The organism is Nocardia sp. NPDC051787, from assembly GCF_040681325.1.
In the GTDB taxonomy this organism is placed as follows: domain Bacteria; phylum Actinomycetota; class Actinomycetes; order Mycobacteriales; family Mycobacteriaceae; genus Nocardia.
The window spans coordinates 58074-69737 of the sequence record NZ_JBFAYO010000036.1 but is presented as its reverse complement, the minus strand read 5'-3'; the positions used below and the strand labels follow the sequence as shown (position 1 = coordinate 69737).

The window sequence follows — 11664 nt, the reverse complement described above, 5'->3', positions numbered from 1 at the left end:
ATGCCAACGCGAGCAGAGGATCTCGATCACAACCAGGCTGTTGAGGCCGCCGCGCAGCGACGCCGTCAACAACCCACTTTCAAAACAGTGGCTAGTAGGGCCCGTTGACGTTATCGATCGAACCGTAGCGGTGAGCCGCGTAGTTGCAGGCGGCGGTGATGTTGGCGACCGGGTCCCAGATGTCGAACGGAGTGCCGTCGACGTGATACGCGTTGAAGGTCGGGTCGATCACCTGGAGCAGGCCTTTGGAGGGGGTTCCTTTGGCGGCGTTGGAGTCCCACGTGTTGATGGCGCGGGGATTGCCGCCGGATTCGCGCATGATGTTGCGGTGGATGCTCTCGTAGCTACCCGGGATGTTGTGAACCCGCATGACGTCCAGGGACTGGCGGATCCAGCCGTCGAGGTTGTTCTCGTAGACCGGGGGCGGCGGCGGGGGCAGGATGCCCAGCGGCGGCAGCGCGGGCAGCGGCGGCAGAGGGGGTAGTCCAGGCAGGCCGGGGGCATCGGCGACCGTCGCGATACGGGACGGAACGCTGTCATCGGCCACCGCCACCCCGGAGGAGGCGCCGAGGGCGACGATGCCGACCGCGGCCGCGAGGACGGCACCGTTACGAAGCGACCGGTAGCGGAAAGGAGAAAGGCGTGACTCAGGCATTGCGAAATCAGTTCCTTGATCGTGCGGCGATCCGCCCGGCAAGGCAGCGCGGATCGACAGCGGGCGCCCAGTGGGGAGCTCGCCCGTATCGGCCATGTGCTGTTTTCGGATTTCGTTGTGAAAGCCAGGAATTCCTGGCGGCGCGATGCGGGAACTACTCGGGGCGGTGCCCCTTGGGTGCCGCTGTCGTACCCAGGAGAGAATCCAGCCACGGTCTGGTCACTGGTTCCTCAGGTCTCTTCCGGACCTGATATCAGCTTGGTCACGGTCGGTGAACATTTGGCAAACGGATAGTAAATGGTAGAAATTGCCGATCTTGGACGACTCGAGCAAACTCGCTGGAGAGGCCACTGAGCTGGGGCTTTGAACGCAAACGTGATATGGCTCACAATTCAGCTTTGTTTGTAACGCGGGTGTTTTTGTCACGAACGGATCACTGTAAAGCAGCACGAATCTGTGGTGTATGGGGTTGCGGAATTCGAGTAAGTGTCCCGGCTGAGTTGTCGGCAACTTTTTGCCCGCGATCTCGCGAGTGGCTGCCGCGACGATTGTGCTCGACCGGTTGTGCCGGGTCGGGACATGTCGCGGTGGATGCGTTCGACGTCGGTCAGCTGAGGAAATTCTCGATCAGCGGGATGGTTTCCGTCGGGCAGTCCTCGTGCACTGTGTGGCCGCAGCCGGGCAGTACCGTGGCGGTGGCATTCGGGATTCGCGCGGCCAGGCGTTCGGCCTGCGCGGCAGGCAGCCATTCGTCGGCGCCTCCCCACAGCACCAGGGTCGGGGCGCTCACCTTGGAGAGGTCGGCGTCGGTGCGGCGGTAGTCGAGGTTACGCCAGAGTGCGAGGAAGCCGTCGCGGTTGTCGGGGCGCGAGAACGGCGGCCACAATTCGTCGATCATCTCGTCGGTGACCAGCTCCTTGTGGTGGAAGGTGCCGCGGATGCTGTCGGCATAGAAGTCGCGGGTGGTGAGTTTCGTGGCGAGCTCGCCGAGCATCGGCGTCTGGAACAGAGGTGTCACGGGGGCCTTTTCGGCGTTGAGGCCCGGCGAATCGAGCAGGATCAGCCGGTCGACTCGCTCGGGGTGCTGCTCGGCGAAGTACAGGCCCCAAGCGCCACCCCACGAGTGACCCACCAGCGCAGCGTGATTCAGGCCGACCGCGTCGAAGAAGGTGCCGATGGCCTCGGCCATGGACGGCAGGTCGAACGCGAAGCCTGGGCGGCGCAGTTCGGTATAGCCCTGGCTGGGCAGATCGACCGCATAGACGGTGTGCTGCCGCGCCAGCTCGGGAATCACGTCCCGCCAGGAGTATTGCCACAGCCCACCACCCGCGATGAGCACGACCGGAGATCCCTGACCGGTCACCGTGTAATGGAATCGGGCCAGATCGGTATCGGCATAACGGGAATCGATGCGGTCGAGGAAGGCCGGTCGGTCGGGCGAGCCGGGCGGGTTCCAGGCGTAGGCCACCGGCAGCGCGATTCCGGAAATCGCGGGGACGACGGTGGTGAGTCCGAGGGCGAGCCGACGGGCCCAGCTGCTGATCCTCATGGTGCACTCCGTGGTTGGCTGAGTTGGTCTCGGTTGGTGGACGAACTGTCGCCTGACGACGTGACGCGCTGTGTCCGGCCTCACAGGACCGAACCCGACAACGAGTCGAGGAAATCAGCGATGAGCGGGGCGATCGGCCAGAGGGCGGCGCGGATTCACGCGACGCGCATAGTCAGCCGGGTCTCGTCGACATGTTTCGGCCCTCGCGCATGAAGCGTGCGCGAGGGCCGAAACTGCTCAGTAAGTGGTCAGGAGCCGAAGCGGGCCAGGACGGAGCTGGCTTCCTGGGAGGCGGTGCCTTCCTCGGCGAGGTGAGCCATTTCGGGGGCGATTTCGCGGCCGTGGTGAGCCATCGCCTGGGCGTACAACCGGCCTGCTCGATAGGACGAGCGGACCAGCGGCCCCGCCATGACGCCTGCGAAGCCGATTTCCTCGGCCACCTTGGAGTGCTCCACGAACTCCTCCGGCTTCACCCAGCGGTCGACCGGGTGGTGGCGGGGGGAGGGGCGCAGGTATTGGGTGATGGTGAGGATGTCGCAGCCCGCCTCGTGGAGGTCGCGCATGGCCTGGGTGACTTCCTCGGGGGTTTCGCCCATGCCGAGAATGAGGTTGGACTTGGTGACCAATCCGGCTTCGCGGGCGGCGGTCAGGACCGCGAGGGAGCGCTCGTAGCGGAAGGCGGGGCGGATGCGCTTGAAGATGCGCGGGACCGTTTCCAGGTTGTGCGCGAGCACTTCCGGGCGGGAGGAGAAGACCTCGGCGAGCTGGCCTGGGTCGGCGTTGAAGTCGGGGATCAGCAGTTCGACGCCGGTGTGGGGGTTCAAACGCTTGATGGCGCGGACGGTTTCGGCGTAGAGCCAGGCGCCGCCGTCGTCCAGATCGTCGCGGGCGACGCCGGTGATGGTGGAGTAGCGCAGGCCCATGGCCTGGACGCTTTCGGCGACGCGGCGGGGCTCGTCGCGGTCGAGAGCCGCGGGCTTGCCGGTGTCGATCTGGCAGAAATCGCAGCGGCGGGTGCACTGTTCGCCGCCGATGAGGAAGGTGGCCTCGCGGTCTTCCCAGCATTCGAAGATGTTGGGGCAGCCTGCTTCTTCGCACACCGTGTGCAAGCCCTCACGCTTCACCAAGCCCTTGAGTTCGGAATACTCGGGGCCCATGGTGGCGCGGGTGCGGATCCACTTGGGTTTGCGCTCGATCGGGGTTTCCGCGTTGCGGGCTTCGATGCGCAGGAGCTTGCGGCCGTTGGGTGCGGCCGCGTTGTGTGGTGTCGGGGTGTCGACTGAGGTCACTTGATCGACCTTACGCCTTTGCGGTGGGGGGCTGCGGGGCGGTCTCGGCCGGGGTCGAACGGGAGACGTTGTGCTCCGTGACCGGCAGTTCGCCGTCGAGCGCGCGGATGACGGCGTCGGTCACCAACGGCTTGATCTCGGCAACGGTCACCTCGCGGTCGAGCTCGCGGGTCAGGGTGGTGACGCCCGCGTCGCGGATACCGCACGGGACGATGGCCTGGAACCCGTCCATGGCGGAGTTGCAGTTGAACGAGAAGCCGTGCAGGGCGATGCCACGCTGCACGCGCACACCGATCGCGGCGATCTTGCGCTCGGCGTACAGCTCGGTCGCGGACAGCCAGACCCCGGAGCGGCCCTCGATCCGGCCGCAGACGAGGCCGAGCCCGGTGCAGACGGTGATCAGCGCCTCCTCGAGGCGGCGCACGTAGTTGACGACGTCGACCGGCTCGGCCAAGCGCACGATCGGGTAGCCGACGAGTTGGCCGGGACCATGCCAGGTGATCTTGCCGCCACGGTCCACCTGGACGACCGGGCTGCCATCGATCGGCAGATCGTCGGCCTCGGTGCGGCGGCCCGCGGTGTAGACCGAGGGGTGCTCCAGCAGCAGCAGATGATCGGATCCGTTGCCCTCGGCACGCTGCTCGGCGATGGTGCGCTGCAGGTCCCACGCGGCGTGGTAGTCGATGAGTCCGAGATCCTCGACCACGATCGGGGTCGTATCGAATCGGGCGGAACGGGTGGTGCGCGTGTCGTTCACGACCATGACGGTACGCCCACGAGGATGTCCGATTCCAGCACCTCGATGTGGGAACTGCCACACGATGATCCGGTTTGCCTCGCGAGAGCTGGATGGATGCTGGTCGGCTGCCGCCACGCCGTCGCGTGAACGACTCCAACGATGCCGGCCGCTGCTTCGATCCGGCAGGCGCGGCGACCGCAGAGTTCAGTCGACGGCGATGGGGAGGGTCAATTGCATCAGGGTCAAATCCATCCAGCGCCCGAATTTGTGGCCGACCTGGGGTAACACGCCGACCGTGCGGAATCCGAATCGTTCGTGCAGCTGGATCGACCCGGTATTGCTGGATTCGATGGCGGCGACCATGGCGTGGACCGTGCCCGCGCGGCGCGCCCGTTCGATGAGTTCGGTGAGCAGGGCGGTGGCGATGCCGCGGCGGTGGAAGCGGTCGTCGACGTAGACCGAGTTCTCCACGGTGAAGCGGTAACCCGACTTGCTGCGCCACGGGCCGTAGCTGGCGTAACCGGCCACTTCGCCGTCGATGTCGGCGACCAGGACCGGCAGACCGGCGCCGGTGCGGTCGCGGTACCAGGTGGCGCGGTTGTCGAGACCGACCTGCTCGGTGTCCCAGATCGCGGTGGAAGCGGCGATGTTCGCGTTGTGGATGACGAGGATCGCGGGCAGGTCGTCGGGGTTCGCGTCGCGAATGACGGTGGCGGGCCTGGTGTCGAGCCGGTCGGTCATCGCTCGTCTCCGGATCGTCCCACCGCGGCCGCCAGCGCGGCGCCGATGGTGGGATGCTGGAACTGGTAGCCCGCTTCCTCCAGAGCTGTGGGGATCGCCCTGGGGCCGTGCAGGATCGCCTCCTGCGCCAGCTCGCCGACCAGCGCGCGCAACACGAACGAAGGAACCACCAGGGGAGTGGGCCGGTTCAGCGCGCGCCCCAGGGCACGGCTGAACTCGGCGTTGGTGACCGGTGCCGGACCGGCCACATTGATCGGGCCGGACACCGTGTCGTGCGTGAGGGCGAACAGGATCGCACCGATCTCGTCGGCCATCGAAATCCACGGCGTGTACTGACGGCCGTTGCCCAGCCGGCCGCCCAACCCGAGCGAGTACAGCGGTTGCAGCATGCCGAGCATCCCCCCGGTGCGGGATAGAACGACCGCGCTGCGCAGCAGCACCGTGCGCACACCGGCCGCGGCGGCGGGCTCGGTGGCGTTCTCCCAGTCCCGGCACAGGGTGGCCAGGAAACCGGAACCGGCGGAGGACGTTTCGGTGACCACCCGGTCGCCGGTGGCACCGCCGTAATAGTGCACGCCGCTGGCATTGAGCAGCACCGGCACGTTGGCGGCGACGACCGCGTCGGCGAGCACGTCGGTGGGCGTGATCCGGCTGTCGCGCAACTCCTGTTTGAAGCTGCCGGTCCAGCGGCGTCCGCCGACGCTCGCGCCGCACAGGTTGACCACGGCGTCGGCGCCGCGAAGCGCTCGCTCGTCCAAGTGGGCGCGGGTGGGGTTCCAGGCGAATTCGTCCGGTCCCGCCGCCTTTCTGCGCACCAGCCGGGCGACGTCCTGCCCGTCGCGGCGCAGGGCCGCGACGAGCGCCGTCCCGATCAACCCGGACGAGCCGGCGATCACGACCTTCATACGTGCCGCGGGACCTTTCTACAAACCGAGATCGGCCTCGAACGCCGCTTCCTCGAGCCGGTGCCGGATCGTGGTCAGGAAGCGACCCGCGTCGGCGCCGTCGATCAGGCGGTGGTCGTAGGTGAGCGGCAGGTAGCACATCGAGCGGACGCCGATGGACTCGTTGCCGGTCTCGTCGGTCACCACGACCGGGCGCTTGACGATCGCACCCGTGCCCAGCATGGCCGCCTGCGGCGGAACCAGGATCGGGGTGTCGAACAGCGCGCCCTGGCTGCCGATGTTGGTGATGGTGAAAGTGCCACCGGCCAGCTCGTCGGGCTTGAGGCCACCGTTGCGGGCGCGGTCGGCGATGTCGGCGATCGCGCGCGCCAGGCCGGCCAGGGACAGGTCGCTGGCGTTGTGGATGACCGGGGACAGCAGGCCCTGGTCGGTGTCGACGGCGATGCCCAGATGCACCGACGCGTGGTAGGTGATCTCCTTGGTGGACTCGTCGTAGCTGGCGTTGACGTTCGGGTGCACGCCGAGCGCCTCGACGACCGCCTTCGCGAAGAACGGCAGGAACGTCAGGTTGACGCCCTCGCGCTCGGTGAACGTCGCCTTGGCCTGCTTGCGCAGCGCGGCGATCTTGGTGACGTCGGCCTCGTGCACCTGAGTGAGCTGCGCGGTGGTCTGCAGCGACTCGCGGGTCTTGGTCGCGGTGATCTGGCGGATGCGGTTGGCCTTCTGCACGGTGCCGCGCAGGTGGGCCAGCTGCGGGCGCGCCACGGCCGGGGCGGAGGGCGCCTTCGCGGCAGCCGGAGCTGCCGCGGCGGGAGCGGCGGCCGGAGCCGGGGCCTTCTTCGCCTCGGCGGCGGCGAGCACGTCCTGCTTACGAATGCGGCCGCCGACCCCGGAACCGGTGAGGGTCGCGAGATCGACGTTGTGCTCTTCGGCCAGCTTGCGAACCAAGGGGGTGACGTACGGGGTTGCGCCGTTGGCGGATTCGGCGGCGGCCGGTGCGGGCGCGGCGGCTGGTGCGGGCGCGGGGGCCGGAGCGGGTGCCGGAGCCGGCGCAGGGGCCGGAGCAGCAGCAGCCGGGGCCGGAGCGGGTTCGGGCTTCGGAGCGGGAGCCGGGGCCGGAGCAGGAGCAGGAGCAGGAGCAGGAGCAGTGGCCGCCGGAGCGCCGCTGCCGATCACGCCGAGCTGTCCACCGACCGGCACGACGTCGTCTTCCTGCGCGGAGATCTCCAGCAGGGTGCCCGCGACCGGCGACGGGATCTCGGTGTCGACCTTGTCGGTGGAGACTTCGAGCAGCGGCTCGTCGACGGCGACCTCGTCACCGACCGACTTCAGCCAGCGGGTTACGGTGCCCTCGGTGACCGACTCGCCGAGCTCGGGCATCTTGACCGGAGTGCCCTCGGCGGGTGTCGCAGGAGCCGGGGCGGGAGCCGTGGCAGCCTGAGGTTCGGGGGCAGGCGCTTCCTGCGCGGGGGCGGGCGCTTCCTGCGGGGCAGCGGGAGCCGCGGCCTCCGGAGCAGGCGCGGTCGTGGCCGCCGCCGCCTCACCGGGCTCGCTGATGACACCGAGTTCGCCGCCGACCTCGACCACGTCATCTTCCTGCGCGACGATCTTCGACAGCACACCCGCCGTGGGGGACGGGATTTCGGTGTCGACCTTGTCGGTGGAGACTTCGAGCAGCGGCTCGTCGACCTCGACCGTGTCTCCTTCCTGCTTCAGCCACCTGGTCACCGTTCCCTCGGTGACGCTCTCACCAAGAGCGGGCATCTGGACGGAGAAGGCCATGTCCGTTGACTCCTCTGACTGCTCGACGGGGTTCTACAACAGTTGATCTCGCTGCGGACTCCCGGTGCGGGTCGCGCCGGAGGTCCGGAAGCCACCGATCATTGTGCGTGGCACCGGAGATCCGTGTGGTTCTTGTACCGCGGTCCATCCTTGCACTCGCCCGCAAGCCATGTAGCACAGGGCGGCGAACTGCGCGGAGCTGGCAGTATGGGAAGACCGGCGGTAAACATTCTCCGGTGCAGGAAAGGAGGTCGGCGTCGTTGAGTTTGCTGGATCGTTTCCGCAGCGGCGCGACCCGGGGTGGTGGCCCTCTACGTGGGCGTTCGGTGCGCGGGGAGGACGCCCGCTACCTGGCCGACTGGGTGCGCACACACGAGGGCGTCGAAGGCTACGTCGAACCCAAGACCACGGTGACCGATGTCACAGTAGTGCTTATTGCCGCTGATGGTGAATGGACGCGCCGGATCGTCGGCGAGCGTGGTGCGCAACGGCTTGCCAAGGATTTGCACATCCCCGTCTACGACGTGCGCAAGACCGGATATCCGCAGCGGATGCGCGACTACGACGCCCGTAAGCGGGTGGAGCGCAAGCGTGCGCTGGAGCGGGATCTGTACGACCTCTGAGCGATCGAGTTGTCCGTTTCGCCCAGGTTTCCCACAGTGGCTGCGGTAGGTCGTCCGGGGGCGAGCAGGAGCGCAAGCTCGCCCGGTTCGATGGAAGCTCACGGACAGCCCGGTGACGGCTGACGGGCGAAGTGCGTCGTCCGGAGTCGCCCCGGACGACGCACCGCGACGTCACTCCGCGGCGATGGACTCGAGCACCGCGATCAGCGTGCGGACCGGGACGCCGGTGCCGCCCTTGCCGATGTAGCCGAACGGGCCGCCGGTGTTGTACGCCGGACCGGCGACATCGAGATGGGCCCACTGCACGTTCTCGGGGACGAACTCCTTCAGGAACAGCGCGGCCGAGAGCATGCCACCCCAGCGGTGCGGCGCCACATTGGCCAGATCGGCGATCTTGGAGTTCAGATCGGCGCGCAGCTCGCTGGGAAGCGGCATGGCCCAACCGTTCTCGCCGACCTCGCGGGAGATGCGGGCAACCCGGTCGCGGAAGTCGTCGGTGCCCATCACGCCGGGCGTGCGGGTGCCGAGCGCGACCATCTGCGCGCCGGTCAGCGTGGCCACGTCGATCAGGTAATCGGGCTCGTCCTCGCTGGCGCGCACGATCGCGTCGGCCAGGATCAGGCGGCCCTCCGCGTCGGTGTTGAGCACTTCGACGGTGGTGCCGCCGTACTGGGTGAGCACGTCGCCGGGGCGCTGCGCGGTGGCCGACGGCATGTTCTCGGCCATCGGCACCGTGGCGGTGACGGTGATCGGCAGGCTGAGCCGGGCGGCGAGCAGCGTCGTGGCGATCACGGCCGCGGCGCCGGCCATGTCGGAGGTCATGTTCTCCATGTTCTGCGCGGGCTTGATGGAGATGCCGCCGGTATCGAAGGTGATGCCCTTGCCGACCAGCGCGACCTTCTTCGGCCCGCCGGTGTAGGTGATCCGGATCAGCCGCGGCGGCCGCGAGGACCCTTTGCCGACCCCGAGTACGCCGCCGTAACCGCCTGCTTCCAGGGCTTTCTCATCGAGCACCTCGACGGTGAGCCCGGCGGCCTCGGCGAGCTCTTGGGCGCGGGAGGCGAACTCGGCGGGGAACAGATGACTGGGCGGGGTGTTCACGAAATCCCGTGCGGTGGCGACGGCTTCGGCGGTGACCTGCGCATGGAACAGCGTCTCCGCCCCGAATCCCGGCTCCGGCACCAAGAGCTCGACGCGGGCCACCGGCCGCTCGTCCGGCTTGGGCGCGGACTTGTCCGACCGGAACGGCGTGAACGAGTAGGCACCCAGGTAGAAGCCCTCCGCGGCGGCGCCGACATCGAGGCCGGACAGCGTGGTCACGACCAGTTCGGTGCCGGACAGCGCACGGGCCGCGACGCCGGCCGAGCGGCGGATCTGCTCGGCGTCGAGTTTGTCGGGGGCGCCGAGGCCGACGGCGAGCACGCTGGACACCCCGTCCAGCCCGGCGGGTGCCGGAATGCGAGTGAGCTCCTCGGCCTTGCCCTTCGCTCCCACGGTGCCGAGCTGGTCGAGCAGTTCCGCGCGAATCTCGGCGGTGAGCACGTCGCCGAACAGGTCCTCGGGCACGATGGCGGGACCGTTCTCCGAGGAGGTCAACCCGATGACGAGCACATCGGTGTCCGCGCCGATGGTCTCGGTGCGTGCCAGTTCCGGTCCGAGCGAGCGATCTGCAACAGCGGTCATTGGCACAGGCTATTCGGTCGATTCCAGATGGCGCACCGCGACGCCGTCGAGGAGCAGTTCCACCGCGGTGGCGAGCAGGTCGTCGAAGTCCATGTCGAAGCCGGAGCCCTCGTCGCCGAAGAAGCGGTGCAGGACGGGACGTACCGCGGGGTCGAGCAGCTCGGCCAGATCGTCGCGCAGCGCGGGTGCCTCCCTGGGATCACCGAGACGGTCGACGCGCTCCGAACTCCACAGCAGCGCGAGTCCCTGGACCACGCCCGACAACGCGAGATAGATCGCGATGACGGTCCGCCGGTCCAGGTCGGCACGGTCGAGTGCGGCGAAGTTTCGTTCCAGGATGTCCAGCATCGCGGGGCTCACCGGCGGACGGGTCCGCGCCAAGAGCGGCAGCATCCACGGGTGCTCGCGGTAGAGGCGCCATTCTTCCTGCGCTTCGTGCCGCAGCCGACGACGCCAGCCGCGGCAGCGCGGGCCCGGTGGCGGGATCTCGTTCAGCATCAGCTCGGCCATGCTCGCCAGTAGCGCTTCCCGGTCGGGGAAGTGACGGTAGAGGCTGGCGGTCGCGACACCGAGCGCACTGGCCAGCCGGCGCATGGTGAGGCCATCGATACCGTCCTGGTCGGCCAGTTCCACAGCGGTGCGGGCGATGCCGACCTTGGTGAGCCGGGTCGGGCGGGTCGCGCGGCGGACCGGGACGGCCGCGCGGCGGGCGCGGTAGGCGCGGGCCTGACAGGACCGGGAGCAGTACCTGCGCCGGCGGCCGCGGGCGGGCTGGGTGAGTTCGCTGCGGCAGATGGCGCACGTCATGGCGGCTCTCGTTTCGACACACGAACAGGTGTGACGAAATGCTAGCAAGGGAGCCTTTGGCCTGCATAGATTTGCGATCACACACGACGTTCACATCGAAAGGGACGGCCATGGAGATCACCACTCGGCAGGCGAGTGTCACCGACCGCGACGCGCTCATCGAGGCGTTCGGCGCGGCCAGCGCGGACGAGGTGGTGACGGCGTGGGTGCTGGAGGGACAACAGGACGCGGGCGTTCGGACCGCCTTCGTGCCGGGATTGATCGACCGCGCGTTGCGGGACGATGAGATCTGGGTGGCGGGGGCGGGCGAGGAGATCTGGTCGATCTCGATCTGGCAGCACGTCACATCGGTCCAGCGGTTCGCGGACGAGGCCGCCGAAACGCGGACGATGGCCGATCAGTCGCCGGGCATGCGGGTGCTGGAGCGCGTCTCGCTGCTGACCGATCTGCTGGCCAGGGAACACCCGCGCGAATTCCCGCACCGGTACCTGCAAGTGATCGTCACGGTGCCGGAACATCGGGGCAAAGGGGCAGGTGCCGCGATCCTCGCCGAGCGGTTGAAAGCGGCGTCCGAAGCATCGGTCCCGGCATTCCTGGAAGCGAGCACGGAACGATCCGCTCGCCTGTACAGCCGGTCCGGGTTCGCCCCAACCGGAACAACTCACACGCTCCCGGAGAACGGTCCGACCCTCATCCCGATGTGGTTTCGGCCCTAGCGCGGATCGCGACTCGAATCACCTGGTCGAGAAACGCGGATCGCGGTGGGTTTCCCGATGCCGGACGTACATGGCACGGTGCCGATTGCCGGGACCCGGGGCGCGGACACAGTCATTGGGGTGCTGCTGGATCTCGGCTACGCCGCCCCGGCCGCGCGGACGCTGCCCGGCCACG

General features: G+C 68.3%; 11 protein-coding genes. 2 read left to right on the top strand and 9 right to left on the bottom strand.

From position 1 onward, the window contains the following. Window positions 1-91 precede the first annotated feature (91 nt). The 7 genes from AB0M45_RS29350 to sucB all read right to left on the bottom strand — a co-directional run bounded on the left by AB0M45_RS29350 (window position 92) and on the right by sucB (window position 7660). On the bottom strand, window positions 92-655 hold the full coding sequence (locus AB0M45_RS29350) for a transglycosylase SLT domain-containing protein (RefSeq protein ID WP_364335861.1): 564 nt from the start codon (window positions 653-655) through the stop codon (window positions 92-94). A 607-nt stretch (window positions 656-1262) separates the two neighbouring features. After that, window positions 1263-2204, bottom strand: coding sequence for an alpha/beta hydrolase (locus AB0M45_RS29345; RefSeq protein WP_364335859.1), 942 nt, complete (start codon window positions 2202-2204; stop codon window positions 1263-1265). A gap of 248 nt (window positions 2205-2452) precedes the next feature. Further along, window positions 2453-3493 (bottom strand): lipoyl synthase, encoded by a 1041-nt coding sequence (lipA, locus tag AB0M45_RS29340; protein WP_364335857.1) that lies wholly within the window; start codon window positions 3491-3493, stop codon window positions 2453-2455. Between the two features lie 10 nt (window positions 3494-3503). Beyond that, window positions 3504-4256, bottom strand: coding sequence for a lipoyl(octanoyl) transferase LipB (lipB, locus tag AB0M45_RS29335; protein WP_364335855.1), 753 nt, complete (start codon window positions 4254-4256; stop codon window positions 3504-3506). Window positions 4257-4436: 180 nt separating this feature from the next. Continuing rightward, window positions 4437-4973 (bottom strand): N-acetyltransferase family protein, encoded by a 537-nt coding sequence (locus AB0M45_RS29330; protein ID WP_364335853.1) that lies wholly within the window; start codon window positions 4971-4973, stop codon window positions 4437-4439. After that, window positions 4970-5878, bottom strand: coding sequence for a TIGR01777 family oxidoreductase (locus AB0M45_RS29325; protein ID WP_364335851.1), 909 nt, complete (start codon window positions 5876-5878; stop codon window positions 4970-4972). The genes AB0M45_RS29330 and AB0M45_RS29325 overlap by 4 nt, the downstream gene beginning before the upstream one ends. A gap of 18 nt (window positions 5879-5896) precedes the next feature. Further along, entirely contained in the window at window positions 5897-7660 is a 1764-nt protein-coding gene (gene sucB, locus AB0M45_RS29320) for a 2-oxoglutarate dehydrogenase, E2 component, dihydrolipoamide succinyltransferase (RefSeq protein WP_364335850.1), read from the bottom strand. A 326-nt stretch (window positions 7661-7986) separates the two neighbouring features. Between sucB and AB0M45_RS29315 the strand changes: the two genes are divergently transcribed. Beyond that, entirely contained in the window at window positions 7987-8283 is a 297-nt protein-coding gene (locus AB0M45_RS29315; protein ID WP_364335871.1) for an oxidoreductase, read from the top strand. Window positions 8284-8454: 171 nt separating this feature from the next. Here AB0M45_RS29315 and AB0M45_RS29310 read toward each other — a convergent pair whose 3' ends face one another. After that, on the bottom strand, window positions 8455-9966 hold the full coding sequence (locus AB0M45_RS29310) for a leucyl aminopeptidase (RefSeq protein ID WP_364335847.1): 1512 nt from the start codon (window positions 9964-9966) through the stop codon (window positions 8455-8457). 9 nt (window positions 9967-9975) lie between these two features. Continuing rightward, window positions 9976-10773: a TetR/AcrR family transcriptional regulator gene (locus AB0M45_RS29305; protein ID WP_364335845.1), complete on the bottom strand. Its 798-nt coding sequence runs from the start codon at window positions 10771-10773 to the stop codon at window positions 9976-9978. A 110-nt stretch (window positions 10774-10883) separates the two neighbouring features. Here AB0M45_RS29305 and AB0M45_RS29300 point away from each other — a divergent pair, with 110 nt between their 5' ends. Then, window positions 10884-11489, top strand: a complete 606-nt coding sequence (locus AB0M45_RS29300) for a GNAT family N-acetyltransferase (RefSeq protein WP_364335843.1) — start codon at window positions 10884-10886, stop codon at window positions 11487-11489. Window positions 11490-11664 lie beyond the last annotated feature (175 nt).

Excerpts from the sequence above, each read along its gene's own strand:
- AB0M45_RS29350 (WP_364335861.1), bottom strand. The coding sequence starts at position 655 with ATGCCTGAGTCACGCCTTTCTCCTTTCCGCTACCGGTCGCTTCGTAAC.
- AB0M45_RS29345 (WP_364335859.1), bottom strand. The coding sequence starts at position 2,204 with ATGAGGATCAGCAGCTGGGCCCGTCGGCTCGCCCTCGGACTCACCACC.
- lipB (WP_364335855.1), bottom strand. The coding sequence starts at position 4,256 with ATGGTCGTGAACGACACGCGCACCACCCGTTCCGCCCGATTCGATACG.
- AB0M45_RS29330 (WP_364335853.1), bottom strand. The coding sequence starts at position 4,973 with ATGACCGACCGGCTCGACACCAGGCCCGCCACCGTCATTCGCGACGCG.
- AB0M45_RS29325 (WP_364335851.1), bottom strand. The coding sequence starts at position 5,878 with ATGAAGGTCGTGATCGCCGGCTCGTCCGGGTTGATCGGGACGGCGCTC.
- sucB (WP_364335850.1), bottom strand. The coding sequence starts at position 7,660 with ATGGCCTTCTCCGTCCAGATGCCCGCTCTTGGTGAGAGCGTCACCGAG.
- AB0M45_RS29310 (WP_364335847.1), bottom strand. The coding sequence starts at position 9,966 with ATGACCGCTGTTGCAGATCGCTCGCTCGGACCGGAACTGGCACGCACC.
- AB0M45_RS29305 (WP_364335845.1), bottom strand. The coding sequence starts at position 10,773 with ATGACGTGCGCCATCTGCCGCAGCGAACTCACCCAGCCCGCCCGCGGC.
- AB0M45_RS29300 (WP_364335843.1), top strand. The coding sequence starts at position 10,884 with ATGGAGATCACCACTCGGCAGGCGAGTGTCACCGACCGCGACGCGCTC.